This window comes from Pseudomonas sp. H2_D02, from assembly GCF_054677635.1.
The window spans coordinates 2293578-2317684 of the sequence record NZ_CP162816.1 but is presented as its reverse complement, the minus strand read 5'-3'; the positions used below and the strand labels follow the sequence as shown (position 1 = coordinate 2317684).

Annotated in this window: 26 protein-coding genes, 1 tRNA gene and 2 pseudogenes; 9 read left to right on the top strand and 20 right to left on the bottom strand. The window is 59.5% G+C overall.

Translation table 11 applies throughout. From position 1 onward, the window contains the following. Positions 1 to 287: 287 nt before the first annotated feature. A complete protein-coding gene (locus tag AB4N42_RS10810; RefSeq protein WP_431144704.1) occupies positions 288 to 1214 on the top strand; it encodes a LysR family transcriptional regulator in 927 nt (308 codons plus the stop codon). A gap of 3 nt (positions 1215 to 1217) precedes the next feature. On the opposite strand, the gene AB4N42_RS10805 is transcribed toward AB4N42_RS10810, so the two are convergent. After that, entirely contained in the window at positions 1218 to 1583 is a 366-nt protein-coding gene (locus tag AB4N42_RS10805) for a 5-carboxymethyl-2-hydroxymuconate Delta-isomerase (RefSeq protein ID WP_181286693.1), read from the bottom strand. A gap of 72 nt (positions 1584 to 1655) precedes the next feature. Next, positions 1656 to 2591 carry a LysR substrate-binding domain-containing protein gene (locus AB4N42_RS10800; protein WP_407683902.1) on the bottom strand — a complete coding sequence of 312 codons (936 nt, stop codon included), beginning with the start codon at positions 2589 to 2591 and terminating at the stop codon, positions 1656 to 1658. 164 nt (positions 2592 to 2755) lie between these two features. Here AB4N42_RS10800 and AB4N42_RS10795 point away from each other — a divergent pair, with 164 nt between their 5' ends. From AB4N42_RS10795 to AB4N42_RS10785, 3 genes are all read left to right on the top strand, one after another. Further along, on the top strand, positions 2756 to 2947 hold the full coding sequence (locus AB4N42_RS10795; RefSeq protein WP_030141201.1) for a YegP family protein: 192 nt from the start codon (positions 2756 to 2758) through the stop codon (positions 2945 to 2947). Positions 2948 to 3009: 62 nt separating this feature from the next. Next, the gene (locus AB4N42_RS10790; protein WP_198797147.1) at positions 3010 to 3816 is read left to right on the top strand and encodes an AraC family transcriptional regulator; all 807 of its coding nucleotides are present in this window, start codon (positions 3010 to 3012) and stop codon (positions 3814 to 3816) included. Between the two features lie 102 nt (positions 3817 to 3918). After that, positions 3919 to 4287 (top strand): cupin domain-containing protein, encoded by a 369-nt coding sequence (locus AB4N42_RS10785; RefSeq protein ID WP_030141203.1) that lies wholly within the window; start codon positions 3919 to 3921, stop codon positions 4285 to 4287. A gap of 11 nt (positions 4288 to 4298) precedes the next feature. Here the strand turns inward: AB4N42_RS10785 and AB4N42_RS10780 are convergent, their stop codons facing one another. From AB4N42_RS10780 to AB4N42_RS10770, 3 genes and pseudogenes are all read right to left on the bottom strand, one after another. Then, a complete protein-coding gene (locus AB4N42_RS10780) occupies positions 4299 to 5045 on the bottom strand; it encodes a phytanoyl-CoA dioxygenase family protein (RefSeq protein WP_030141204.1) in 747 nt (248 codons plus the stop codon). 13 nt (positions 5046 to 5058) lie between these two features. Continuing rightward, on the bottom strand, positions 5059 to 5838 hold the full coding sequence (locus AB4N42_RS10775; RefSeq protein ID WP_431147471.1) for a methyl-accepting chemotaxis protein: 780 nt from the start codon (positions 5836 to 5838) through the stop codon (positions 5059 to 5061). Positions 5839 to 5916: 78 nt separating this feature from the next. Further along, positions 5917 to 6693: pseudogene (locus tag AB4N42_RS10770) on the bottom strand (MCP four helix bundle domain-containing protein); the annotation flags it as partial. Between the two features lie 344 nt (positions 6694 to 7037). On the opposite strand from AB4N42_RS10770, the pseudogene AB4N42_RS10765 reads away from it, so the two are divergent. Then, positions 7038 to 7326: pseudogene (locus AB4N42_RS10765) on the top strand (short-chain dehydrogenase). Between the two features lie 730 nt (positions 7327 to 8056). Here the strand turns inward: AB4N42_RS10765 and AB4N42_RS10760 are convergent. From AB4N42_RS10760 to dapA, 7 genes are all read right to left on the bottom strand, one after another. Beyond that, the gene (locus AB4N42_RS10760; protein WP_030141206.1) at positions 8057 to 8566 is read right to left on the bottom strand and encodes a type II toxin-antitoxin system YhaV family toxin; all 510 of its coding nucleotides are present in this window, start codon (positions 8564 to 8566) and stop codon (positions 8057 to 8059) included. A gap of 2 nt (positions 8567 to 8568) precedes the next feature. Then, the gene (locus tag AB4N42_RS10755) at positions 8569 to 8853 is read right to left on the bottom strand and encodes an AbrB/MazE/SpoVT family DNA-binding domain-containing protein (protein ID WP_030141207.1); all 285 of its coding nucleotides are present in this window, start codon (positions 8851 to 8853) and stop codon (positions 8569 to 8571) included. A gap of 382 nt (positions 8854 to 9235) precedes the next feature. Continuing rightward, positions 9236 to 9325, bottom strand: a tRNA-Ser gene (locus AB4N42_RS10750). Between the two features lie 83 nt (positions 9326 to 9408). Then, positions 9409 to 10122, bottom strand: a complete 714-nt coding sequence (gene purC, locus AB4N42_RS10745; RefSeq protein ID WP_198797143.1) for a phosphoribosylaminoimidazolesuccinocarboxamide synthase — start codon at positions 10120 to 10122, stop codon at positions 9409 to 9411. 28 nt (positions 10123 to 10150) lie between these two features. Then, positions 10151 to 10909 carry an MBL fold metallo-hydrolase gene (locus AB4N42_RS10740; RefSeq protein ID WP_217860128.1) on the bottom strand — a complete coding sequence of 253 codons (759 nt, stop codon included), beginning with the start codon at positions 10907 to 10909 and terminating at the stop codon, positions 10151 to 10153. Between the two features lie 4 nt (positions 10910 to 10913). Beyond that, positions 10914 to 12029, bottom strand: coding sequence for an outer membrane protein assembly factor BamC (bamC, locus tag AB4N42_RS10735; protein WP_407683905.1), 1116 nt, complete (start codon positions 12027 to 12029; stop codon positions 10914 to 10916). Positions 12030 to 12046: 17 nt separating this feature from the next. Next, a complete protein-coding gene (gene dapA, locus AB4N42_RS10730; protein ID WP_198797141.1) occupies positions 12047 to 12925 on the bottom strand; it encodes a 4-hydroxy-tetrahydrodipicolinate synthase in 879 nt (292 codons plus the stop codon). 316 nt (positions 12926 to 13241) lie between these two features. Here dapA and AB4N42_RS10725 point away from each other — a divergent pair, with 316 nt between their 5' ends. Both AB4N42_RS10725 and AB4N42_RS10720 read left to right on the top strand, forming a co-directional pair. Beyond that, positions 13242 to 13802, top strand: a complete 561-nt coding sequence (locus AB4N42_RS10725; protein WP_123342296.1) for a glycine cleavage system transcriptional repressor — start codon at positions 13242 to 13244, stop codon at positions 13800 to 13802. A 10-nt stretch (positions 13803 to 13812) separates the two neighbouring features. Then, a complete protein-coding gene (locus AB4N42_RS10720) occupies positions 13813 to 14286 on the top strand; it encodes a peroxiredoxin (protein WP_030141213.1) in 474 nt (157 codons plus the stop codon). A gap of 129 nt (positions 14287 to 14415) precedes the next feature. Here the strand turns inward: AB4N42_RS10720 and AB4N42_RS10715 are convergent, their stop codons facing one another. Further along, positions 14416 to 15486, bottom strand: coding sequence for an AI-2E family transporter (locus AB4N42_RS10715; protein ID WP_217860132.1), 1071 nt, complete (start codon positions 15484 to 15486; stop codon positions 14416 to 14418). A gap of 30 nt (positions 15487 to 15516) precedes the next feature. Next, positions 15517 to 15756, bottom strand: a complete 240-nt coding sequence (locus AB4N42_RS10710) for a sulfurtransferase TusA family protein (RefSeq protein WP_030141215.1) — start codon at positions 15754 to 15756, stop codon at positions 15517 to 15519. Between the two features lie 98 nt (positions 15757 to 15854). On the opposite strand from AB4N42_RS10710, the gene AB4N42_RS10705 reads away from it, so the two are divergent. Further along, positions 15855 to 17288 (top strand): M48 family metalloprotease, encoded by a 1434-nt coding sequence (locus tag AB4N42_RS10705; protein ID WP_198797139.1) that lies wholly within the window; start codon positions 15855 to 15857, stop codon positions 17286 to 17288. Between the two features lie 58 nt (positions 17289 to 17346). Here AB4N42_RS10705 and AB4N42_RS10700 read toward each other — a convergent pair whose 3' ends face one another. The 4 genes from AB4N42_RS10700 to rpoE all read right to left on the bottom strand — a co-directional run bounded on the left by AB4N42_RS10700 (position 17347) and on the right by rpoE (position 21164). Next, positions 17347 to 18777 (bottom strand): DegQ family serine endoprotease, encoded by a 1431-nt coding sequence (locus tag AB4N42_RS10700; RefSeq protein ID WP_460116165.1) that lies wholly within the window; start codon positions 18775 to 18777, stop codon positions 17347 to 17349. Positions 18778 to 19008: 231 nt separating this feature from the next. After that, positions 19009 to 19956, bottom strand: a complete 948-nt coding sequence (locus AB4N42_RS10695) for a MucB/RseB C-terminal domain-containing protein (RefSeq protein WP_258648122.1) — start codon at positions 19954 to 19956, stop codon at positions 19009 to 19011. 8 nt (positions 19957 to 19964) lie between these two features. After that, the gene (locus AB4N42_RS10690) at positions 19965 to 20552 is read right to left on the bottom strand and encodes a sigma-E factor negative regulatory protein (protein WP_030138292.1); all 588 of its coding nucleotides are present in this window, start codon (positions 20550 to 20552) and stop codon (positions 19965 to 19967) included. A 30-nt stretch (positions 20553 to 20582) separates the two neighbouring features. Next, complete coding sequence (rpoE, locus tag AB4N42_RS10685; protein WP_003172477.1) at positions 20583 to 21164, bottom strand: RNA polymerase sigma factor RpoE; 582 nt, start codon at positions 21162 to 21164, stop codon at positions 20583 to 20585. 556 nt (positions 21165 to 21720) lie between these two features. Here rpoE and nadB point away from each other — a divergent pair. Beyond that, positions 21721 to 23337 (top strand): L-aspartate oxidase, encoded by a 1617-nt coding sequence (nadB, locus tag AB4N42_RS10680; protein ID WP_030138293.1) that lies wholly within the window; start codon positions 21721 to 21723, stop codon positions 23335 to 23337. On the opposite strand, the gene AB4N42_RS10675 is transcribed toward nadB, so the two are convergent. Both AB4N42_RS10675 and AB4N42_RS10670 read right to left on the bottom strand, forming a co-directional pair. Beyond that, positions 23306 to 23758, bottom strand: a complete 453-nt coding sequence (locus tag AB4N42_RS10675) for a protein YgfX (protein ID WP_460116164.1) — start codon at positions 23756 to 23758, stop codon at positions 23306 to 23308. The genes nadB and AB4N42_RS10675 overlap by 32 nt on opposite strands. After that, positions 23742 to 23996, bottom strand: coding sequence for an FAD assembly factor SdhE (locus tag AB4N42_RS10670; protein WP_003184348.1), 255 nt, complete (start codon positions 23994 to 23996; stop codon positions 23742 to 23744). The genes AB4N42_RS10675 and AB4N42_RS10670 overlap by 17 nt, the downstream gene beginning before the upstream one ends. Positions 23997 to 24107 lie beyond the last annotated feature (111 nt).

The following is a 24107-nucleotide window of genomic DNA, read 5'->3' as shown; positions in this document are numbered from 1 at the left end:
AGGTATGACGGGCGTAGTCCTGCCGAGCGGATCGACCGCGGCGGATGAAAGGTATCGGAGCACCAAGGGCCAACCGTTCATGAGCGCATCACAGGGACAGTATCCGGCAAGCGTCCCACGGCCCCCACGGACCCTTAAACCTGGATTTGATGGAGCTTGGATCAGGGCGAGCTAAACATAAGCAAACGAATGACGCCGTGGGCAACATTCTCCTCTTCCTCTCGTTCCGCTAGGATCATCCGCCTGGTTTGCGCAAGACCGCGCAAGAGCACTGCGAGACAGAACGGATGCTGAACAGTAACGCCCTCAGAAAACTCGACATGCAGGACCTCATGGTGTTTAGCGCCGTGTATGAACAGGGCAGCGTCACCGGCGTGTCCGAAGCACTGTGTGTCAGTCAGTCGACCGTCAGTTATTGCCTGAAGAAACTGCGTGCCTGTTTCGAAGATGAACTGTTTATCAACAGCCGTACCGGCATGCGCCCGACCTATAAAGCCGAGGGGATGTACGAGCATGTGCGCGCCATCCTGCAACGAATCAATCAGTGTCATGCCGGGTCGCCAACCTTCGATCCAAGGCGTCAGGCCATCACCTTCAATATTTGCGCACCCGAATACTTCGAACAGCTGATCCTGCCGCGACTGCTGCGGGGTTTCGATCACGCCGACTTGCCGGTGACGGTGAACGTGAGCAAGCTCGAAGCGGACATTCCCGTCGAAGCCCTGCGCAATGGCAGCCTGGACCTGGTGATCTGCTTCGGCCCGAATTTCCACAGCAATCATGCCGACCTGAAATCCAGGCCGCTGCTGGACGATGATCTGGTCTGTGTCGTGGATAAACGGGGCGCGCCGCTGGAGCCGCCGCTGAGTCTCGAAACATTCCTACAGCGTCGGCACGTTTTTCCGACACCCTGGGCTTCGTCCAGCAACATGATCGACGGCTGGCTGGCGATGCAGGCGCAGCAACGCCAGATTGCTGCGCGTGCCAACAGTTACGGCGCGGCGCTGAAGATGATCGCGGGTACCGATTTCATCCTCACCCTGCCCCGCCGCATCCAGCGACTGCTCGCCAATGACGCGGGTTTTCATCACTACGACGCGCCTGAAGGCTTGCCTGGTTTTACCCTGGACATGCAATGGAGCCTGGGTGTCGATCAGGACAGCGCCAACATCTGGTTGCGTGAGCAGGTCATCGAGGCTTGCCTTGGGCACTGAAGCTTAAAGACCGATGGCAGCCTTGGCATAAGGGCCACGATCAATGTCGAGGAGTTCCACGCACAACTGCACACTGACACCGGCGGGCCAAGGTCCCAGATCCTGGAGCACCGCCAGCAGATTGTCGGCCAACTGTTTCTTGATCTCCGCCGAGCGGCCACTGAGCAAGGCCAGTTTCAAATGCACGAACCCGCGCTCGCCGATGCCGGTGCCGACCCGAAATGTATCGATCTTCACCGCACGGCTCTTGATGTCGTGCTCAGCCGCGAACTGACCGGAGGCCACCAGCGCGTTGTTCAGGCGCAGCAGTGCGACATCGGCGTTCAGCTCGGTCAGGTTGGCGGTGTATTCCATGTGCAGGTGAGGCATGTGTTTCGACTCCGATTCGAAAAAGCGAGGGTGGGGTGACAGCTGTCGCAACGATACCTCGACTGGCTCAGGTCAGGCAGGTTTTGTTTCGCCTGCCAGCGGCATCCGTTCGCTCATGAACGCCTCCAACCGCGACCTCAGCCACCGCTCGGCCGGGTCATTGTCGACGTGGCTCAACCAAACCATGGACAAATCCACCGTCGGCGTCTCGAAGGGAAAAGGTTCACAGAACAATTGGCCGGACGCGGCCATGGCCGTGGCGGTGTAGTCCGGCAGGCTGGCGATCAGATCAGTGCCGGCCAGCAACGCCGGCAAGGCGCTGTACTGTGGCACCGACAGCACCACGTGGCGCTTGCGGCCGATTTCGGCCAGCCATTCGTCAGCCAGGCCGGCAATGTTGGCCGTATGGGAAACCAGCACCTGGGGCCGCGCGCAGTATTCATCCAGGGTCAGCGGTGTATCCGAGGCATCGGCCCGCAGCACGCGGGCCCGGATGTGCCGCAGCAGCTTGCGTTTGGCATTGGCCGGCAGCCCCCGAGTCTGGCTGATGCCGACGGTGATGTCGCCTGAGGCAAGCAAGTCGGGAATGCGCCAGTAATCGACGTGCTGCACCACGAACACGACGTTGGGTGCTTCCTGGCGCAGGCTGCGCAACAGCGGCGGTAGCAGGCCGAATTCCACGTCGTCCGACAGGCCGATGCGGAATGTCATGGTGCTGTTGGCGGGGTCGAAATCATGGGACAGACTCAGCGCCACCGACAGTGAGTCCAGAGCCGGCGACAGATGCTGGATGATTTCCTCGGCCCGCGCCGTCGGCTCCATGCGGTGCCCGACGCGGATGAACAACGGGTCGTTGAACATCGCCCTGAGGCGATTGAGGGCCGAGCTGATGGTCGGTTGGCCAAGGAACAGTTTTTCCGCAGCCCGCGTCACGTTACGCTCGAGCATCAGCGTTTCAAAAACCACCATTAGGTTGATGTCGGCCTTGCGCAATTCGTTGCGGTTCATCCATTGCTCCTGGTTCCAGTCGGTGAGGCAGGCGCTGCAATTTTCTGAAATATCTCACAATCATTGGAAACGTATTCCCATTAGCGAAAATTATCAGCTTGGCTAGGCTTGCGACGACATGTACAGAACATGTCCTGAACGAATAAATCGCATGGAGCGAACCGATGTATTTTGAAATCTATCGACAGACCCGAGGAACCCCAAGCACCGGACAAGGCCAGTGGCGCTGGCGCTTGAGGGCCGGCAATCATGAAACCCTCGCCAGCGGTGAATCCTACGTGAACAAGGCTGACTGCCTGCACGTCATCGGGTTGATCAAGAGCGCGCACGGCGAGACACCTGTAAAAGAAATCTGAAGCCGTCCACGGGCCGACCATCCTGAAGTATCGTATGCAGCGAACAGCGAGAGGTCGCGCCCATGGCTCAATCGAATAACCGTAGCGACTGGCTGGTGCGTGCGCCTGAATCGGGGAAACTGGAGCGCATCGAGGCCTATTTCAGTGGTCACGGCTACAGCGCCCACCGGCATGACACCTACGCCATCGGCTTCACCCTGTCCGGCGTCCAGAGCTTCAACTACCGGCACAGTAAACGTCATAGCCAGCCTGGTGGAACCATCGTGCTGCACCCCGATGAGGTTCATGACGGCGAAGCAGGCACCCGCGATGGCTTTCATTACCGGATGTCCTACATCGAACCGTCCCTGATCCAGCAAGTGCTGGGTGGCAGGCCTTTGCCCTTCATCGAGGGCGGACTGTCGAACGATCCCCGGCTCAACATCGCGACCCGCAGGTTGCTCAATACACTGGAGCATCGCCTCGACCCACTGGAGGAAGACGACGCCATCTATGATGTGGCCCAGGCGCTCGCCGTCGCGGCGGGTCGCCGACGCGGACGCCGGCTGCTGGACTACCCCGCAGCGGAGCGTGCGCGCCTGTTCATCCATGATGCCCTTGGCCAGCCGATTACCCTGGACGATCTGGTCGAGGCCAGCGGCCGGGATCGCTGGAGCCTGTCACGGGATTTCCGCGCCCTGTACGGCACCAGCCCCTATCGCTACATCACCCAGCGCCGATTGAACGAAGCCCGGCGCCTGGTATTGCAGGGCCTGCCATTGAGCGAAGCAGCCCTGGCCTGTGGTTTTTTCGACCAGAGCCACATGACCCGGCTGCACACCCAGGCCTTCGGCATTTCACCGGCGCGCTGGCTGAAAATGCTGCGCTGAAGCCCCTGGGTCACCCTGCAAAAGCTGCACGATCATCCAATACCCGCCCTGCCCCAGGCCGTAACGTAGTGCTCATCTTTTCCAGTTGAGGAGCATGCCCCGATGAATCAGTACTCCCCCATTAACTTCGCTCAGAAATACGCGCTGTTCGCCGAGCAATGGGCGCCCAAAGTCATCGCCGAAATGAACGACTACCAGTTCAAGATCGCCCGGCTCGAAGGCGATTTCATCTGGCACACCCACGCCGATACCGATGAAACCTTCATCGTGCTGGACGGTGAGCTGCGTATCGATTTTCGCGACGGCGCCGTCATGATTGGCCCGGGCGAGATGTATGTCGTCAAGAAAGGCGTCGAGCACAAACCGAGTGCCGAGCGGGAAGTGAAACTCTTGTTGATCGAGCCTCGCGGCGTCATCAATACCGGTGAAGAAACCAACGAGCGAACGGCGGTCAATGACGTCTGGATCTGACCGGGCCTGGCTCAGTCGTACTCCGCCTCCTGATGATCACCGAGCAGCCGCCGCTGGCGAGGCGTCGCGGCGGCGAGCACGACGGGATTGAACTGCCAGTGCAGATAGGGCGAGAACTTTTGCGCGACCATCCGTCGACCGTAATGCACCTGGAGCATGTACCGTGTGCGGTCGACGGTCCGGTTGTCGCTGCCGGCGTGCCATAACTCGCTGCGCAGTACCAGAACATCGCCCGCCCGACACAACACTGGCTGCGCCGGACGCCCATGCCACTGCGTCTCACCCGCCGCTGGTGCACGGCCCGCCTTGTGGCTGCCGGGAATCACCTGTGTCGGGCTCAGGTCAGCGTCGATGTCATCGAGGTAAAACTGCGCGGTGAACACCTGCATCGGCAGTTCAAAACCGGGATCAGCCAACAGGGCCGGCGGCAGCTCCATCGGCAGGTAATCCAGATGCAATGGCGCGCCGACAAAACCGGGATGGCAGCGCCAGGCCGTCTGGCCGATGATGTGGCAATCGTCGCCCAAAGCCGCTTCGGCGAGTTCGATCACCCCGCTCACTTCCAAATACGGCAACCAGAACGGATCCCGATTGAACACGCATTTGTAATGATCGATGACGCCGCTGTAATCCCAATGTTGGGGTTTCAGCTGGTCGATAGTACGACGCACGTCAGCGACTTGCGCGGCATCCAACACGCCGGGCATCAGGACAAAACCGTCCTGATGCAGGGCTCGCAGGAGGTCGTCAGTCGACACGACACCACCTGCTTCAGGTGCGGAAGCGGCCGGTCAGCTCTGCGAGGTTTCTCGACAGGCTGGAAAGCTGCTGGCTGGCGTGCATGCTCTGGGCGGAATTGGCCGCCGCTTCGTTGGACAAATCACGGATGTCGGAAATATTGCGGGCTATTTCCTCGGTGACGCTGCTTTGCTCTTCACAGGCGTTGGCGATTTGCGCGGCCATGTCGTTGATTCGCTGGATCGAACCACCTGTGCCGCTGAGGACCTGGTCGACACCCGCGGCGCGCTCAACACTGTCGCGAGCCTTGCTACTGCCGACCTGCATCGCTTGCACAGCCTTGGCGACACCGCTCTGCAACCGCTCGATGCGAACCTGGATGTCCTTGGTCGAGTCCTGGGTACGAGCCGCGAGCGCCCTCACCTCATCGGCCACAACGGCAAACCCACGGCCCTGCTCACCGGCCCGTGCGGCTTCGATTGCAGCGTTCAGTGCCAACAGGTTGGTCTGCTCGGCAATGCCACGAATCACTTCGAGCACAGCACCGATGCTGGAAGTTTCCTGGGCCAACGCCTCGATCGTGCCCGAGGCGCTTTCGACTTCCTGGGCCAACTGGCGGATCGAATCGATGGTGCTGCTGACGACTGCGGTGCCGTCGCGAGACTGACTGCTCGCCTGTTGCGCGGCGTCCGAGGCGCTTACTGCATTATGCGCAACCTCATGCACGGCGGCGCTCATCTGGGTGGCAGCGGTACTGACTTGATCCAGTGCCGCATGTTCGCTGCTGATCAGCCGATCATTCGTCGCAGCCATATCGGCCATGGCGCGCGCAGCGGCATCGACCTCCCCGGTCACTCGGCCCACTTCGGCAATCAGCGGTTGCAGCTTGTCGAGAAAACGGTTGAACGCACTGCCGAGCTGGCCCAACTCATCAGCCGAACGGACTTCGAGACGACCTTTCAGATCGCCGCCGCCCTCGGCGATCTGTTCGACCCGGTGCAGCAAGCGACGCATCGGACGCAACACCACCATCGGCAAAGTCACGATCAGCAGGACGCAACCGAGCAGACCGACCAACAGAATCCCTCCCTGCTGCAGGCCCACGGCTTGTCCGTGATCGATCGCCGCCTGGCCTTCCCGTTGCGATGCCTCATCTTCCAGCTCACCGAGTTTGTCGATGGCATCGCGCATGGTGTTGAACTTGCTCTCGCCATCACCAAAACTCAGCGCACTGGCCGCCTGCGGATTGCTCGCGGCTTGCTCAACGATCTGCCGCGAAATTTGCGACCACTGGGCAAAGCGGTCATTGAACTGACCGACCAGCGCCTGCGCCTCGGCACCCGGCTGCATCGCCGCGTATTTTTGCACGCGGTCGTATGCTTGCTTCAGATTGTCCCTGTGGCTGGCCCGCAGCGCCTCGACATGAGTCCCCGCCCCGTCGCCCAGCAAGCTCCGTTCGGCAACGAACGCCTGGTACAGGTCGCGATCCGCATTGAGCAACAGGCTGATGGCCGGCAGATAACGCTTGGTCAACTGCGTGCTGGACTCCGTCACCTGGCCGATCCCACGCATGCCCGCGCCCCCCATCAGCACCAGCAATACAGCCAGGAACACCATCGGGAGGGTGATTTTCCAGCGAAAGCCCAAGTCGGCGAAGAACCGCAGCATGGTGTCATTCCTTACACAGGGGGATTACCTGCCTATCGGCAGCCTTGTCTTGAGCTATAGACCATTAGTCCAATTGTTACAAAGCTTTGGGTATGGGGAAGACTGTGGTTAGGCAGGTCGCGGAGGGATTGGACCGGGTGAAAATGATCGGAGGGACATCAGTGTTTTGGGGAAATTTTCTGACATTTTCCGCCCACATAATTCTAGGAATGTTCTTACGCATCGTCTGATTGATGATTTTAACGGTAAGCCTTTATAGTCCGAGGCGTCGTTCGTAAGAGCGGCTTGGGTTTGGCGACTCGATTACAAATGGTAAGAAGGCCTTCAATCAAACGGAGTTTGAAATGAACAGATACATGGCTCTTACTTAGTAACGCCGACGATCAACCCCTTTTAGTCGATACCTCCGCACCGTTGCACATCTTGCTCGACACGGCGGGCTATAGAATCCGCGCTGTCACCCAGCTTTTAGAGAACCTCGCAATGCGAGGGGACATTCCGAGCGACTCAGTGGTCCTCCAGGACTTTGCACAGCTGTGCTGCATCTCCTTGAGGGATGGTTGCGACGTGCTCGATGTCATTGCCCGACGCTTGGATGCAGAGCCTGCTAGTTCAAAGGGCTCTCACGGGTAACACCAATTAGAAAGTGGATGCCACGAGGAAACACACAAACCGTGGCGAGGGAGCTTGCTCCCGCTGGGCGCGAAGCGGCCCTGTTTTTGGCGCTGCTACGCAGCCCAGCGGGAGCAAGCTCCTCGCCACAGGATGATTACCCGGCTTTATATCGCTTAACTGACTGGCATTACTCTCACGGGGCCCATCTCGTCGAAACGAGCATGGCTCGATGAACCGGAACCCTCCGCTTTGCCCGGACTCGATTAGTCACACAAGCTGATCAGCATGAATACACATACCTCGGAGACTCCGATGGCTACCAAAAAAATCAAGAAAACTCACAGGAAAGCCACTCACGAAGAGCTGACATTTCTTGACGTTCGACAAGCTGCAAGTGATGGTCAGAACGTGTTCGATAGATTTGTGATCACTGGCAAGCTTGCTACTAAAAAGTAGTTCTGGATGCCAACCGTTAAATTCGCACCCCTTTTGAAGAAGCAGAGAGCCGTAAATATTGCCGCACACCTTTTATAACTACGAAGTGTACGGCGAGATACCGGTCATCTTTGACAATAAAATCGTAATCTATCCCCCACGGCGCATCATAATAGGTCAGACGATCCCTGCCCCGAAACTCACGCTCGCGGTACTGTCGCGCAATCCATAACGCTACGCTCCCGTACGCCACAAAACCCCAGAAACGAAAAAACCCAGCGGATACGCCAAGCTTTTATGGGAACGGATGATTTTATTCTTCCTCCGTTCCTGTCGTAGAATTTCCATATTCCAAGACGTCGCAAGCCGCGATGAGGTCGGTGTAGGAATTAGGCATTTTTCCGTTTAGGAGCATTGCAGTAAAAACTGCATACACATCATTTTTATCGCCATCCTTCCTCAACGTTCTCTCATCATTGAGCCACGCATAGATGACGGTCATCGGCGCCTCGGATCTGAACTGAAAAAACAGGCGATACCGTGGAGGTATCCCTTGCTTCTTCACCCGAAACCAGTGCTTAAAGTCACGCCCTAGCGTGTTCCCCTGACGATAGCAGGGGTGGGTCGGATCGGACGGAACATTGATTAGGATATTCGCGCTCACCGTATCGAAAAGCTTGTAGACCGGATGATGGTGAAAGCCTTCCGGGTCATTAGCCATCACCCTCTCAACAGCGACGGTAATTTCTTCGAGGCGCGCAATGAATAACGGGTGAGCATAAAGTGCCCACCCGTTTTCGATATGAATCGTGCTTTCAGTCACGCTTAGCCTTCTTGAAGCTCGCGACGACGATTATCGTCCGCCTGATTGCGAATTGCTTGAATTCGCTGCAGCAGGCCGCGAGGGATAGGCTGGATACCTTCAGGATTTTCCTTGATATCCCTGTCAAGCAGATCAAGGAACTCGATACCTGCTTGAATCTCCGCCTTTCTGTCGGTAAACGAGACGACATTGCCTTTAGACATGACCTCTCTCCATTGCAAATTTTCCTGCACTTTCAACAGGACATGGCCTGAACGCTTCATGGCGAGCATGGCCTCACGGGGCATTTCCGTGCCCTCTGTAGGATCACTGTAGATCACTATGGTTCACGAGGAGTGCATTTAACACCATCAAAGCCGAATAAAGGAAGCCTGATGATGTAACAGATGGCGAAGCCCGTTCGAATGACCAGACAAGACGAAAATGTCATATCAGACGTCGACTTGCGTGCCTCTGTGCCGCAAGACAAGTCTCGCACGATCAAGCCGTGGCCCATCGAATACGCTTGTTTTCTGACGGGCGGTTATACCACCTGTGCAACAGAAAAGACCAAGGCGGTGTCTGGGCGGAGTCGAGGAGGATTCCAGCATGGCTGGGGAATGACATCCACGCTCATTCCCCCAAATACAAAAAACCCCGAGGCGATTAAGCGCTCGGGGCCTTTAAATATGGCGGAGAGATAGGGATTTGAACCCTAGGTACTGTCGCCAGTACAACGGATTTCGAATCCGTCCCGTTCGGCCACTCCGGCATCTCTCCAGTGGCGCGCATCATACCAGCACATTCGCCGGAAGCGAACCCCCGAGCGAAATTTTTTCCGTGCTATCAGATGCTTGCGTCGATTACAGCGGTACACCCAGGCGTTGGGCGACTTCTTCGTAGGCTTCGATGACGTCACCGAGGCCTTGGCGGAAGCGGTCCTTGTCCATCTTCTTCTTGGTGGCCTTGTCCCAGAGGCGGCAGCCGTCCGGGCTGAACTCGTCGCCCAGGACGATGGAGCCGTCGCTGAACACCCCGAATTCAAGCTTGAAGTCCACCAGCAGCAGACCGGCGTCGTCGAACAGCTTGGTCAGCACGTCGTTGACCTTGAGGGACAACTCCTTCATGCGCGCCAGTTGCTCGGCGGTGCCCCACCCGAACGCCACGACGTGGGATTCGTTGATGAACGGGTCGCCCTTGGCGTCGTCCTTCAGGAACAGCTCGAAGGTGTAGGGGTTGAGCTTCATGCCCTCTTCCACGCCCAGGCGCTTGACCAGGCTGCCGGCGGCGTAGTTACGCACGACGCACTCGACCGGGATCATGTCCAGCTTCTTGACCAGGCATTCGTTGTCGCCCAGCAGTTTGTCGAACTGGGTCGGTACGCCGGCGGCTTCGAGCTTCTGCATGATGAAGGCGTTGAACTTGTTGTTCACCATGCCCTTGCGGTCCAGCTGTTCGATGCGCTTGCCGTCGAACGCCGAGGTGTCGTTGCGAAACAGCAGGATCAAGCGGTCAGCGTCGTCGGTCTTGTAAACCGACTTGGCTTTGCCGCGGTAGAGTTCTTCACGTTTTTCCATGATGGGCTCCGCTTGCTAAGTAGATGGGCTAGGCGATATGTCGCCAGTCGAGCCCTGAATCTTGATCGGCCAGTTGCAGCCAGTCCGGGTCGCACCCGAGGGTGTCGACAAAACATTGCCGGGCCAGCTGCGGCAGGTTGTTCTTGCTGCTCAGATGGGCCAGGACCAGGTGTTGCAGGCCTTGCCAGCCCAACTCGGCCACCAGGTACGCCGCCTGGTGGTTGTTCAAATGTCCGTGTTCCCCGCCTACCCGCTGCTTGAGAAAGTAGGGGTAGAACCCACGCGCCAGCATGTCCCGGCAGTGGTTGGATTCGATCATCAATGCATCGAGATCCCGGTAACTGTCCATCACCCTGTCGCAATACGAACCCAGGTCCGTGAGCAATCCGAAGCGCCGCTCGCCGTCGCTGAACACATATTGCGTCGGTTCCCGGGCATCGTGGGCCACGCTGACGACGCTGATGTCCAGGCCTCCGATACGCAGTTGCTCGCCACCGGCCACGAAACCGGCTGGCTCGATGGGCTTGCGCAGGCCTTCCAGCGTGCCACGGCTCAGGTACACCGGCAGATTGTAGCGCCGAGACAGCAAACCCACGCCATGCACGTGGTCGGCATGTTCGTGGGTCACCAATATCGCGCTCAGTTGCGCCGGGTGCACACCCAGGCGCAACAGGCGCTTCTCGGTTTCCCGCAGGGAGAAACCACAATCGACCAGCACGTACGTGCCAGCACTGGCTATCAGCGTGCCGTTCCCCTGGCTACCGCTGCCGAGAACGGCAAAACGCATCGGATCAGCCCAGGTTGTCCTGAATCACGCCCAACACCTTGCGAGCCACGTCGGCCGGCGCCACGGTGTTGATGTTTTTCTCGACGGTGACCTGGACGTTGTCGCCGACCTTGCTCAGGCGAACCTGGTAACGCTCGGCACGGGCTTCGATTTCTTCCTTGTCCGGCTTGCTGCCGAACAGGCCACTGAAGAAGCCAGGTTTCTCGTCTTTCTTCTCGGCTTTTTCGGCGAGGTTGATGTAGTACAGGCCCAGGCTGCGGTTGATGTCTTCAACGCGCCATTCACCCTGTTCCAGCGCACGACCCACGCTCGACCAGGCACGGTCGAGGTCGGAGCCGACATTGAGCACCGGGTTGCCGCTGCCGTCTTCGCTCAGGCTGACGCGACTTGGCGTGTCGTAGTCGCGGGTGGCGAGCATCGACACCGAGCCGCCCTGCTCAGCGGTACGGCTCATGCTCGCGAGCATGTCGTCCACCAGCGCTGCGTCGAGGCCGGTGTTGACCGAACGGTTGGTGAAGGCCACGTCGGCAGTGCTGCCGGCGGGACGCTCGGCGCTGACCACGTAGATTTCACTGGTGTTGCGCTGCACGCCTGGCTCGATCCGCACACGCACGCGGGTTTCGCTGTCGGCTGCAACACCGGCGGCACTCAGGCGCTTGGCCATGGCGGCGGACAGCTCATCGGAACGCTGCCAGGTGGTGGTGAATTCGCCCGTCTGTGGGCGCTGTTCGTCCAGGCGGAAACCGTTGTCCTGGAAGAACTGGATTGCCACGGGCCAGACTTCGGCCGGTGGATGCTGGCCCATGACCCAGCTGGAATCACCGCTCTTCTGCAGGGTGTAGTCGCTGGCATCGGCCACGGCCGACAGCGGCTGTGGACGCGGGACAACGTATTCGCCCTTGACGCTGTCGTCGGCGACGTTGCGCGGGATCGGCAGCAGCGGATCCAGGCGCTTGGCGACGCTGACGTCCGGCGGCAGTTGCATCGGTGCAGTCTGTTGCGCTTGCAGGTAATCGCTACCACGGTCGCGGAAGTAACCTTCCGGCCCCCAGATCCATCCGCAGCCACTGGTGCTGGAGATAATCAAGGCAAGTGCGGAAAGTCCGGCCATTCGCTTCATGCGTTGTACTTCCTCAATTAAACCAGGACGCCGGACTGGCGCATGGCCTGCCGCAGCGTTTCGTGACAAGGGGTGCTCAGCCAGGTCAGTGGCAGGCGGATGCCTTCATGCATCAGGCCCATTTCGACCAGGGCAAACTTCACCGGGATCGGGTTGGCTTCGATGAACAGGTCCCTGTGCAGCGGCATCAGTTTTTCGTTCAGTGCCCGAGCGGTCTCGGCGTCGCCGTTCAGCGCAGCCTCGCAGAGGTCGGCCATTTCGCGCGGGGCAACGTTGGCGGTGACGGAAATGTTGCCCTTGCCACCCATCAGGATCAGCTCGACGGCGGTCGGATCATCACCGGACAGCACGAGGAAATTCTTGTCCACGCCATCGAGGATGGCCTTGGCGCGCTTCAGGTCGCCGGTGGCTTCCTTGATGCCGATGATGTTCGGCACGGTGGACAGGCGGATCACAGTCTCGGCCTGCATGTCGCAGGAGGTGCGGCCGGGAACGTTATAGAGGATCTGCGGGATGTCGACGGCGTCGGCAATGTGCTTGAAGTGCTGGTACAAGCCTTCCTGGGTCGGCTTGTTGTAGTACGGAACGACCAGCAGGCAGGCATCGGCCCCGGCTTCCTTGGCGTTGCGGGTCAGCTCGACGGCTTCGCGGGTCGAGTTGGCGCCCGTGCCGGCGATGACCGGAATGCGCCCGGCAACCTGTTTGACCACGGCTTTGATCACGGCGATGTGTTCTTCAACATCAAGGGTTGCCGACTCGCCGGTAGTACCGACTGCGACGATGGCATGGGTGCCGTTCTTGAGGTGGAAGTCCACGAGTTTGCTGAGGCTGTCCCAGTCAAGACGCCCTTGTGCATCCATGGGAGTGACCAGTGCCACCATACTGCCCGCAATCATGAAACCGCTCCTGCCGGAAAAAGAGAGCGGTAATGGTACTGGCGCCAAGATGCTTGTACAAGCGAACTCCCATTCCCCTTGGCGATGGTTTTCGCTACCCTTCAGGCTTTGATCGGTACTGATAAGCTCATACGCCGGTTTCCAGCTTCCGTTTCCGTCGCTCCAAGCCCCGATCCTGCGTTTGTCCCGGGGGTATTTGTGTTGCCCCGCAACGCATTGTCCCCTCCAGGCACAGGGCTTGAACCGTTCGGTTTCCCAGGGCTGTCACCGCGCCGAGCTGAAACGTATCGACCGCTCATCGCTTTAGGAATGCTGCATGTCCACCCCCACAGTCCGCGAACAATTCCTTGTCATCAGTGCCCTTGGCGCCAACCCCATGGAGCTGACTAACGTCCTGTGCCGCGCCAGCCATGAGAATCGCTGTGCCGTCGTGACGTCACGCCTGACTCGCCATGGCGAATGCAGCGCGCTCGTGCTGGAAATCTCCGGCAGCTGGGACGCCCTGGCCCGCCTGGAGGGCAGCCTGCCCTTGCTGGCCAAGAAGCATGCGTTCACCGTCAACGTGGTCCGCAGCGCAGCGCTGGAGAACCGTCCCCAGGCCCTGCCCTATGTGGCCTACGTGAGTTCGGCCTATCGCCCGGACATCATCAACGAGCTGTGCCAGTTCTTCATGGACCATCAAGTCGAGCTGGAGAACCTGACCTGCGACACCTACCAGGCTCCGCAGACCGGCGGCACCATGCTCAACGCTACGTTCACCGTGACACTGCCGGCCGGCACCCAGATCAGTTGGCTGCGCGATCAGTTCCTGGATTTCGCCGACGCGATGAACCTGGATGCCCTGATCGAACCGTGGCGCCCACAAAACCCAATGTAAGGAAGCGTTCATGGCCGTTGCCGTCGACCAGCCGGTTACCGATTTCCAAGCGCCCGCCACCAGCGGGCAGACCGTCAGCCTCGCGGCCCTGAAAGGCAAGCAGGTAGTCATTTACTTCTACCCGAAAGACAGCACCCCGGGTTGCACCACCGAAGGCCAGGGGTTCCGCGATCAGTACGCACAATTCCAGGCCGCCAACACCGAAGTGTTCGGCGTCTCCCGGGATAGCCTCAAGTCCCACGAGAACTTCAAGTGCAAGCAGGAATTCCCCTTCGAGCTCATCAGCGACAAGGACGAGGCGGTTTGCCAGTTGTTCGACGTGATCAAGTTGAAAAAGCTATACGGCAAGGAATACCTGGGCGTTGATCGCAGCACATTCCTGATCGACAAGGATGGCGTGCTGCGCCAGGAATGGCGCGGCGTGAAGGTACCGGGGCATGTGGATGCGGTGTTGGCGGCGGCTCAGGTGCTTAACAAGGCCTGAAATCTCGTTGCCTGTACTGGCGCTATCGCGAGCAAGCTCGCTCCCACACTGGATTTGTGTCGTTAAATCAAATCCCTGTGGGAGCGAGCTTGCTCGCGATGAGGCCTTAAGCATTACTTCATATTCAAGTCACAACAACGGCGCCACCACCGGTTCCTTGCTCGGCCACGCATCCAGCACCGCCTTGAACAGCGTCGCCAGGGGAATCGCGAAGAACACCCCCCAGAACCCCCACAAGCCGCCAAACAACAGCACCGCACAGATGATCGCCACCGGATGCAGGTTCACCGCCTCGGAAAACAGCAGCGGCACCAGCACATTGCCATCCAGCGTCTGGATGATTCCGTAGACCGCCATCAGGTAGATGAACTGATCGCTCCAGCCCCACTGGAACAGTGCAATCAGCGCCACCGGCACCGTCACGACCACGGTGCCGACGTAAGGCACCACCACGGAAATACCCACCAGCAAGGCCAGCAACGCTGCGTAGTTGAGGCCCAGGGCAACGAAGCCAATGTAGGTCACGCCGCCACAGATGAAAATCTCGATGACCTTGCCGCGGATGTAATTGGCGATCTGCCGGTTCATTTCCTGGGCAACCCGAGTGATCAGCGCTCGTTCGCGCGGCAGATAACCGCGGACCCAGCGCCCGATCATTTCCCGGTCCTTGAGAAAGAAAAACACCAGGATCGGCACCAGCACGAGGTAGATCATGATGTTTACCAGCAGCGGCAAGCTGGACAGGGAAAACGTCAGCGCCCACTGGCCGAACTTGCCGATCTCACCGCGCACCACTTCGATCGTCTGCAGCACCTGTTCATCCGAAACCAGGTGGGGATAGCGTTCAGGCAGTAACAGCAGCAGCGATTGCCACTTGGCGAGCATTCCTGGGAGTTCGTTGAACAGCGTCACCAACTGATGCCAGAGCAAGGGCACGATCACTACCAGGAACACCACCAGCAGTCCCATGAACAAGGCGAACACCATCCCCACCGCCAAGGAACCCGGCAGCCGCATACGCTCCAGCGTGGTGACCAGGCCTTGCATCAGGTACGCCAGCACCATCCCCGCCAACACGGGTGCGAGCATGCCCCCCAGTGTCAGGACCGCAGTGAATCCGAGGAACAGCAGCACGGCCAACACCACGGCTTCTTCATCCGAGAAGTAGCGCTGGATCCAGTCGCGTAACACTTTGAACATTAAAAATCCTTATGGGAGGGCTGTCGGCTTTCAGGCCTTTTGCAACCAGTAACGGTAGACGCCGTTCTCGTCCTCTTCGCGCAGCAGCGTATGACCGGCCAATCGGGCAAAGGTGCGGAAATCACGTTGGGAGCCCGCGTCCGTGGCGGTTACCTTGAGCACGGCGCCGCTGGCCAGGCGATTGAGTTCCAACTTGGCCTTGAGCAACGGCAACGGACAATTCAGGCCGCTGGCGTCCAGTTCGGCATCGTGGGCTACATCATCGGTCATTGCTTCACTCCGCAACAGGTCGTCGAGCCGCCTAGAATATCTGGTCCCGGACACGCTGTCCGGCTACAGTAAGGTCTTTGTCGACTAAGGCTCCGTGCATGACATTTCTGCGCCCCACCCTGCTGACGCTCGCTTGCCTGCTCGCCTCACCGGGCTTCGCCGACGACCTGCCGTCACTTGGCGATGCCAGTTCTGCCATCGTCTCGCCGGAACAGGAACACCAATTGGGTCGCGCCTGGCTGGCCCTGCTGCGTAGCCAGGTCTCGCAACTCAACGACCCGCAGCTCAAGGATTACGTCGAAACCAGCGTCTACAAGCTGGTGGAAACCAGCCAGGTCAATGACCGGCGCCTCGAATTCATTCTGATCAACAGCCCACAGCTCAACGCCTTCGCCGCACCCGGCGGGATCGTCGGGGTCAACGGCGGCCTGTTCCTCAACGCGCAGACCGAAGGCGAATACGCCTCGGTCATGGCCCACGAACTGGCGCACTTGTCGCAACGCCACTTCGCCCGTGGCGTGGAAGCCCAACAGCGTATGCAAGTGCCAATGATGGCGGCGCTGCTGGCTGGCATCGTGGTCGCCGCCGCTGGCGGGGGCGATGCCGGGATTGCCGCCATCGCCGGGACCCAGGCCGCCGCCATCCAGGAACAACGGCGCTTCTCGCGCCAGAACGAGCAGGAGGCCGACCGCATCGGCATCCAGAACTTGGAAAAGGCCGGCTATGATCCACGGTCGATGCCGACCATGTTCGAACGGCTGATGCGCCAGTACCGGTTTGACGCCCGTCCCCCGGAGTTCCTGCTGACTCACCCGGTTACCGAGTCGCGTATCGCCGACACCCGCAACCGTGCCGAACAGGCCAAGCCGGGGGGCATCGAGGACAGCATGCGCTATCAACTGATCCGCGCGCGGGTCCAGTTGACGTATGAAGAAACCCCGGGACTGGCCGCCAAGCGCTTCCGCGCGCTGCTCGACGAAAACCCGAAGAACGACGTGGCTCGCTATGGCCTGGCAATTGCCCAGGTCAAGGGCGGCCAGTTGAATGAGGCCCGTGAAAACCTCAAGCCGCTGCTGGCCAAATCACCCAACGAGATCATCTATAACCTGGCCCAGGTCGATCTGGACATCACCAGCAACAAGCTGCCAGACGCTCAATCTCGCGTCGACCGGCTGCTGGCCCAGTACCCGGGCAATTACCCGCTCAACCAGGTCCGTGTCGACCTGCTGCTCAAGCAGAATCGTCCCGCCGATGCGGAAAAAGCGCTGGAGACCCTGCTCAAGAGTCGTCCGGACGATCCGGACGTCTGGTACATGGTGGCGGAGACTCGCGGCCTGTCGGGCAATATCATCGGTTTGCACCAGGCCCGCGCCGAGTACTTCGCGCTGGTCGGAGACTATCGTCAGGCCATCCAACAACTGGACTTCGCCAAACGACGCGCGGGGAGCAATTTCCCGTTGTCGTCGCGCATCGATGCCCGGCAGCGGGAGCTCATGGAACAAGAGCGGATGGTCAAGGACATGATGGGTTGAATATCCATCAGGCATAAAAAAACCGCCTCGATTCGAGGCGGTTTTTTTTCAGCTCGGCTTATTCGGCCAGCTTGAAGGTGATGAAGCTTGCACGCCCCTGACGCAGGACACGCATCGACACCGAGCGGTTCTTCGGCAGCGCCTTGGCGATGTCGGTGAACTCCTTGGCGGAGCCGATGGCCTGGTTGTTCAGGTGCGTAATGATGTCGCCTGGTTGCAGGCCAATCAGGGCAGCAGGACCGTCCTGCACTTCCTTGATCACCACACCACCTTGCAACTCCAGGGTGCGCTTCTGCTCTTCAGTCAGCTCGACCACCGCAACACCGAGGCGATTGCTGCTGCGCTCGACGCCGGACTTGGGCTGCGATTCGAGTTCTTTACCCTCTTCCGGGATCGCGCCGACAGTCAGCTCGACATTCTTGCGCTTGCCTTCGCGGATCACTTCCAGGTTGGCCTTGGCGCCAGCCTTGAGCGCGCCCACCAGATGTGGCAAGTCGGCGGACATGATGATTGGCTGGCCATTGAGGCTGAGGATCACGTCACCCACCTGCAAGCCACCCTTGGCGGCCGGGCCACCTTCTTGAATTTGCGCAACCAACGCACCGGCGGGTTTCTCCAGCCCGAACGACTCAGCCAGATCCTTGTTCACTTCCTGGATGACCACGCCCAACCAACCCCGGCTGACCTTGCCCTCGCTTTTCAGTTGGTTGGATACATCCATCGCGACATCGATCGGAATGGCGAACGAAACGCCCATGAAACCGCCCGAACGGGTATAGATCTGAGAGTTGATGCCCACCACTTCACCGTTGAGGTTGAACAACGGGCCACCGGAATTGCCTGGGTTGATCGGCACGTCGGTCTGGATGAAAGGCACATAGTTTTCGTTCGGCAGGCTACGCCCGATAGCACTGACAATCCCTTGGGTCACAGTGTGGTCGAAACCGAACGGCGAACCGATGGCGACGACCCACTGGCCAGCCTTCAGATCCTGGGATTTGCCCAGCTTGAGCACCGGCAGGTCCTTGCCGTCGATTTTCAGAAGCGCCACATCGGAGCGCGGGTCGGTGCCGATCAGCTTGGCCTTCAGCTCGCTGCGATCGGCCAGGCGCACCAGGATCTCATCGGCATCGGCGATCACATGGTTGTTGGTCAGGATGTAGCCGTCAGGCGAAATGATGAAGCCCGATCCAAGGGACTGGGCTTCACGCTGGCGACCGCCGCCCGGCGAACGCGGTTGCTGCGGCATCCCACGCTCGAAGAACTCGCGCAGCATCGGCGGCAGGTCTTCCAGGTCTGGCATCTGCTGGTCCGAGACACGGCGATCCGGCAACTTCTGTGTGGTACTGATGTTCACGACAGCGGGCGAAGCCTGTTCGACCAGTTGTGTGAAGTCCGGTAATTCCACTGCCACGGCAGGAACGGCCTGACCGAGGACCAGCACGGTGGCAAATATGGAAAGATAGGTTTTCAAGCGTGGTATCGACATACGGCTCCCGTTACGACGAGCATGGTTAAGCGATATGGAGCAAGGACTACCGGAGAACGATACGCCGGTATTATTGTTCCGCAAACAGACAAGGCCAGAGCCGAGCGGCTCTGACCTAATAGAAAAAAATTGGTTTTTTTGCAAATGAAAATGCTGACAGGAAGTTTCGGCATTTCGATCAAGCCTTGGCGTCATCGGCCTCTTGCGCAATCGAGCCACCTGAGCACTGTGCTATTGGGCTGCCGCGACATCGGAGCGCATGGACAGCGCGATCCGTTCCGCCGTGCCAATGGGAATCTCACCTACCACCGTGACCATCATCTCGCCTTGGGGCGTGGTGAGCCGACGAGAAACAGCAGCCGTCGGACCCAGCTGGGTACGAGTGTCGGTTGCGGTGGCGCCATTCAGCGGTTCCAGGAATACCGAGAAACGAGCGAGCCCGTCGTCGTACATGAGACTATTGACCTGGATCTTGGTGTCCGGATCATTGCGTGCCACGCTGCTGGTCAGTTCAAAGCCAGGCGGAAGCCAGTCTGAATGCCAGGTAGTCTTCACGGCGGTAGCTTTATTCGAATCCTGAACGACAGCCTTGCACTCGGCACTGGCCTGCAGGTCACCTTCCGAAGGTTCGGAGGTGTTCAGTCGAGTGAACTGAAAGCGCTCCAGCAATTGGCCCTTGTCATTGAGCAACAGGGACTTGAGCGGTAAACCGGTCTCTTTGTCCAGATGCAGCTCGAAGCCATAGCGATGCTGGTCTTTAGGGGTCAGGGCGACAATGACAGCCTGACGCCCGGCCACGCGCGACTTGCCAATGACGGCAAGGTCGTACCAATTCTTGAGTTTTTGCGGATCGAGCGCACGTGCAGTGCCATCAGGCGTGTTTCCCAGCCCGGCGATCAAGGTGCCGCTGACGCATTGAGTATGTCCATCAATGCGCATGACCTCCTGTGCCGAACCGTCGAGCTGGAGCAACCGCTCGCGGACTTTGCCATCCTGGACGCGATGCCAGATGTTATGGGTAGAAAAACTACCGTTACGCTCGTAAACGAAAGTGCCCTGGAAGCTCTGCTGTTGCTCGGCCTGACTCAGACGATTGAGCCAGTCCTGAGCTTCACCGGCATAGGCTGGAGCCACACACCAGCCACCGAGCAGAAGCGAAACGAGAGGTATGGCGCGCATGGTCCTCCTTAACGGTTTTCCAGACTGGCCGCACGAGCATATGGCAGAGCGCTTTCAGTACCTTTCAACGCAGCTTGCTGAGCATGCTGGCGCAGATAGTTGGGCAGACGCTGATCGTGCCAACCTGGCTGTCCTTGCAGAACCCCGTTAGTCATGGGACCTGCGGCTTCAGAACTTTCGCTGTAGCCGGCCAGAACCGCAGGACCTTTGACCTGTGGCGTCGCCAGGCTTGGCTGGTTGGACTGCTGCGCCATTTGCACGCCAGCGATCTCATCCTGGTTGTACAGACGCACACCCGCCAGCACAGCAACGGTGACCGAAGCGGCAACAGCCAGTCGGCCCAGGCTGCGCCATGGTCCGCGGGAGGCTTTCGCCGGTACGGCTTCATCCGCCAGTGCAGCAGAAACCGCCGCAGCGATGTCCAGACGCGGAAGCAGCAGATCCTTGTGCATGACAGCCCGGGCGATCTGGTAACGAGCCCAGGTCTCACGGGTTTCAACATCGTCAAAGGCATTCAATACCCGACGCAATTCCAATTCGTCCGCTTCGTTATCCATCACTGCGGACAGCGATTCCTGCAGGGCTTCACGACTCATGGCGTTCCTCTCTTGGCTGTCGCCGCTGTCTCAGTTTTCCTGCAACAACGGTTGCAGGGCTTTATCGATGGCCTCCCGAGCGCGGAAGATCCGGGAGCGCACGGTACCCACCGGACACTGCATGACGCTCGCAATGTCCTCGTAACTCAGACCGTCGAATTCACGTAAAGTTAAAGCCGTACGCAAATCTTCAGGCAGTTGCTGGATGGTTCGATGGACGGTGCCTTCAATCTCATCCCGCAGCAATGCACGTTCAGGTGACTCGAGGTCCTTGAGGCCATGATCGCCATCGTAGAACTCGGCATCCTCGGAACTCACATCGCTATCCGGCGGCCGGCGGCCGCGTGAAACCAGATAGTTTTTCGCCGTGTTAATGGCGATGCGGTAAAGCCACGTGTAAAACGCGCTATCCCCGCGAAAATTTCCAAGTGCGCGGTAGGCCTTGATGAAGGCTTCCTGGGCAACATCCTGGGCTTCATGGGTGTCGTGCACGAAACGCACGATCAACCCGAGAATTTTGTGCTGGTATTTCAGCACTAGCAGATCGAAAGCTCGCTTGTCGCCGCGCTGAACGCGTTCGACCAGCTGCTGATCCTCTTCCTGGGTTAGCATGAACACTCCTCGATGAGCTCGAAGGAGGCTTGCATTACCAATTGACCGGGCTTGCAAACATAGACTCGGGCTTTTCGCAAAAGTTCTCCCCCTTCAAAGCAAGTTTCCGGCGCGCTCTGATCCGGCACGCACGAAAAACGCAGCACGAGATTCCCCGGCCGCGCGAATAATCTGTCGCCGGGCCTGTCGGACGAGGATTCAGATGAATCCCTGCACCAACCCGACGCTGTTCCCTTCTGCAGACAACCGTCTATTGAACGTATGCGCTTGGCAAAAGTTCCCACTATTTATCGCTCTTCAACGCGAAGATTTGGCGACCATGACGAGATAAACAGCGTTCTGTCCTCGAAAAGGCCGCGTTGTCGCACATTCATCGAAACCTTGACCCGACGAAGCGCATCGCTTTCCTGTCACCCTGGTTTCACATTGCCATGAACGCCCGGCTATTGTGCCGATCCCCCCTCTATATACTAGTGGGCTGCGTGGCTGCCTGACCCGTCGAAGCGGTGTCTGGCGCTAACCCCGACCCGGGTCGCTTCAAGCGGAAACCATTCGAATGAGCCAACAGTTCCAACATGATGTTCTGGTAATCGGCAGCGGCGCCGCCGGGTTGAGCCTGGCCTTGACCCTGCCTGCACATTTGCGCATCGCCGTGCTGAGCAAGGGAGACCTGGCCAACGGTTCGACGTTCTGGGCCCAGGGCGGCGTGGCGGCCGTGCTGGATGACGCCGATACCGTCCAATCCCACGTCGATGACACACTTAACGCGGGCGGCGGGCTGTGCAATCAGGAAGCGGTGCGCTTCACCGTCGAGCACAGCAAGGAAGCCATCCAGTGGCTCATCGACCAAGGCGTGCCATTCACTCGCGATGAACAGTCCGGCACCGAAGATGGCGGCTTCGAGTTCCACCTGACCCGCGAGGGCGGGCACAGCCATCGGCGAATCATCCATGCCGCCGATGCAACCGGCGCGGCCATTTTCAAGACGCTGTTGGCCCAGGCCCGGCAGCGCTCCAACATCGAATTGCTGGAGCAACGGGTCGCGATCGACCTGATTACCGAGAAGCGCCTGGGCCTGGAGGGGGATCGCTGCCTGGGCGCCTATGTGCTCAACCGCGGCACGGGAGAAGTGGACACCTACGGTGCGCGCTTCGTTATCCTGGCCTCCGGTGGCGCGGCAAAAGTCTATCTCTATACCAGCAACCCCGACGGAGCCTGTGGTGACGGCATTGCCATGGCCTGGCGCTCGGGCTGCCGGGTGGCGAACCTGGAATTCAACCAATTCCACCCTACCTGCCTGTATCACCCGCAGGCCAAGAGCTTCCTGGTGACCGAAGCCCTGCGTGGCGAAGGTGCTCATCTGAAGCTCCCCAACGGGGAGCGCTTCATGCAGCGCTTCGATCCTCGCGCCGAATTGGCACCCCGGGACATCGTCGCGCGGGCCATCGACCATGAAATGAAGCGCCTGGGCATCGACTGTGTCTATCTGGACATCAGCCATAAACCCGAGGCGTTCATCAAGAGCCATTTCCCGACGGTCTACGAGCGCTGCCTGGAATTCTCCATCGACATCACCAAGCAGCCGATCCCGGTGGTACCGGCAGCGCACTATACCTGTGGCGGGGTGATGGTTGACCAGCATGGCCGCACGGACGTGCCTGGCCTGTATGCCATCGGCGAAACCAGCTTCACCGGACTGCACGGCGCCAACCGCATGGCCAGCAACTCGCTACTGGAATGTTTCGTCTATGCCCGCTCGGCGGCGGCTGACATTCTCGAGCAATTACCCCAGATCGCCATCCCGGTCGCCCTGCCCTCGTGGGACGCCAGCCAGGTCACCGACTCGGACGAAGACGTGATCATCGCGCACAACTGGGACGAACTGCGGCGCTTCATGTGGGACTACGTCGGCATCGTACGCACCAACAAGCGCCTGCAACGGGCGCAGCACCGGGTGCGCCTGCTGCTCGACGAGATCGATGAGTTCTACAGCAACTATAAAGTCAGCCGCGACCTGATTGAACTGCGCAACCTGGCGCAGGTGGCCGAACTGATGATTCGCTCGGCCATGGAGCGCAAGGAAAGCCGAGGCCTGCATTACACGCTTGATTATCCGAACCTGCTGCCCGAGGCGCTGGATACTATCCTGGTGCCGCCCACCTACGCCGGCTGAACCGCAGCCGTACCCGCAGGCGCCGGTGGACATCCGGCGCCAGCGCGTCGCGGGGCACGCACAACGAGCGGATCCGCCACTCGCCCTTAAGGCGAAAGCGCAGCACCACGATCATCGGTAATGCGAGGCTGTCAGGTCGCAGCTGCACCGGTTGCCAACCGACATCGACGCGCCAGAGCTGCCAACCATCGGCATCGCGACGCAAGCCACGGAAGGCCTGTCGATGGGTCAGCAGCAAATGTCGCGGCAACACCCAGGCGCCATGGCCCAGGCACAGCATGACGCCAACGGCTGCGAAGCCGGACGGGACAGCCAGGAGCAGCAACGAGCCCAGGGCGAACGCCTGGGCCACGAGGTACGCCGCCAGCAATTGCCCGGAGGCCTGCCAGCGGCATTCGAAGCGATTACTTGGGTTGGACACGATCCAGAATCATCCGGACCATGCGTTGCAGTTCCGGGTCTTCCGATTCACTGCGCTCCATGAACCAGCCGAACATGTCCTGATCCTCGCACTCGAGCAGACGGACGTAGCAGGCACGATCGACCTCGTTAAGATGGGGGTAGACCTCTTTCACGAACGGCACCAGCAGCACGTCAAGCTCAAGCATGCCGCGGCGGCTATGCCAGTAGAGGCGATTCAGTTCAACATCTTCGACCATGGAGCGCTCCTCAAATAGAGCGCAAGTATACAGGCCCCGCCGTGGCGTGACAGACGGCTTTGGTCGGGCGCCGTCAATCCTTTGTGAACTACCCATTTCATGGGCGCCCCC

Bases quoted from the DNA above. Each gene is read 5' to 3' on its own strand.
- AB4N42_RS10810 (WP_431144704.1), top strand. From the start codon at position 288: ATGCTGAACAGTAACGCCCTCAGAAAACTCGACATGCAGGACCTCATG.
- AB4N42_RS10805 (WP_181286693.1), bottom strand. From the start codon at position 1,583: ATGCCTCACCTGCACATGGAATACACCGCCAACCTGACCGAGCTGAAC.
- AB4N42_RS10800 (WP_407683902.1), bottom strand. From the start codon at position 2,591: ATGAACCGCAACGAATTGCGCAAGGCCGACATCAACCTAATGGTGGTT.
- AB4N42_RS10795 (WP_030141201.1), top strand. From the start codon at position 2,756: ATGTATTTTGAAATCTATCGACAGACCCGAGGAACCCCAAGCACCGGA.
- AB4N42_RS10790 (WP_198797147.1), top strand. From the start codon at position 3,010: ATGGCTCAATCGAATAACCGTAGCGACTGGCTGGTGCGTGCGCCTGAA.
- AB4N42_RS10785 (WP_030141203.1), top strand. From the start codon at position 3,919: ATGAATCAGTACTCCCCCATTAACTTCGCTCAGAAATACGCGCTGTTC.
- AB4N42_RS10775 (WP_431147471.1), bottom strand. From the start codon at position 5,838: ATGGCTGCGACGAATGATCGGCTGATCAGCAGCGAACATGCGGCACTG.
- AB4N42_RS10755 (WP_030141207.1), bottom strand. From the start codon at position 8,853: ATGCCCCGTGAGGCCATGCTCGCCATGAAGCGTTCAGGCCATGTCCTG.
- purC (WP_198797143.1), bottom strand. From the start codon at position 10,122: ATGGAAAAACGTGAAGAACTCTACCGCGGCAAAGCCAAGTCGGTTTAC.
- AB4N42_RS10740 (WP_217860128.1), bottom strand. From the start codon at position 10,909: ATGCGTTTTGCCGTTCTCGGCAGCGGTAGCCAGGGGAACGGCACGCTG.
- bamC (WP_407683905.1), bottom strand. From the start codon at position 12,029: ATGAAGCGAATGGCCGGACTTTCCGCACTTGCCTTGATTATCTCCAGC.
- dapA (WP_198797141.1), bottom strand. From the start codon at position 12,925: ATGATTGCGGGCAGTATGGTGGCACTGGTCACTCCCATGGATGCACAA.
- AB4N42_RS10725 (WP_123342296.1), top strand. From the start codon at position 13,242: ATGTCCACCCCCACAGTCCGCGAACAATTCCTTGTCATCAGTGCCCTT.
- AB4N42_RS10720 (WP_030141213.1), top strand. From the start codon at position 13,813: ATGGCCGTTGCCGTCGACCAGCCGGTTACCGATTTCCAAGCGCCCGCC.
- AB4N42_RS10715 (WP_217860132.1), bottom strand. From the start codon at position 15,486: ATGTTCAAAGTGTTACGCGACTGGATCCAGCGCTACTTCTCGGATGAA.
- AB4N42_RS10710 (WP_030141215.1), bottom strand. From the start codon at position 15,756: ATGACCGATGATGTAGCCCACGATGCCGAACTGGACGCCAGCGGCCTG.
- AB4N42_RS10705 (WP_198797139.1), top strand. From the start codon at position 15,855: ATGACATTTCTGCGCCCCACCCTGCTGACGCTCGCTTGCCTGCTCGCC.
- AB4N42_RS10700 (WP_460116165.1), bottom strand. From the start codon at position 18,777: ATGTCGATACCACGCTTGAAAACCTATCTTTCCATATTTGCCACCGTG.
- AB4N42_RS10695 (WP_258648122.1), bottom strand. From the start codon at position 19,956: ATGCGCGCCATACCTCTCGTTTCGCTTCTGCTCGGTGGCTGGTGTGTG.
- AB4N42_RS10690 (WP_030138292.1), bottom strand. From the start codon at position 20,552: ATGAGTCGTGAAGCCCTGCAGGAATCGCTGTCCGCAGTGATGGATAAC.
- rpoE (WP_003172477.1), bottom strand. From the start codon at position 21,164: ATGCTAACCCAGGAAGAGGATCAGCAGCTGGTCGAACGCGTTCAGCGC.
- nadB (WP_030138293.1), top strand. From the start codon at position 21,721: ATGAGCCAACAGTTCCAACATGATGTTCTGGTAATCGGCAGCGGCGCC.
- AB4N42_RS10670 (WP_003184348.1), bottom strand. From the start codon at position 23,996: ATGGTCGAAGATGTTGAACTGAATCGCCTCTACTGGCATAGCCGCCGC.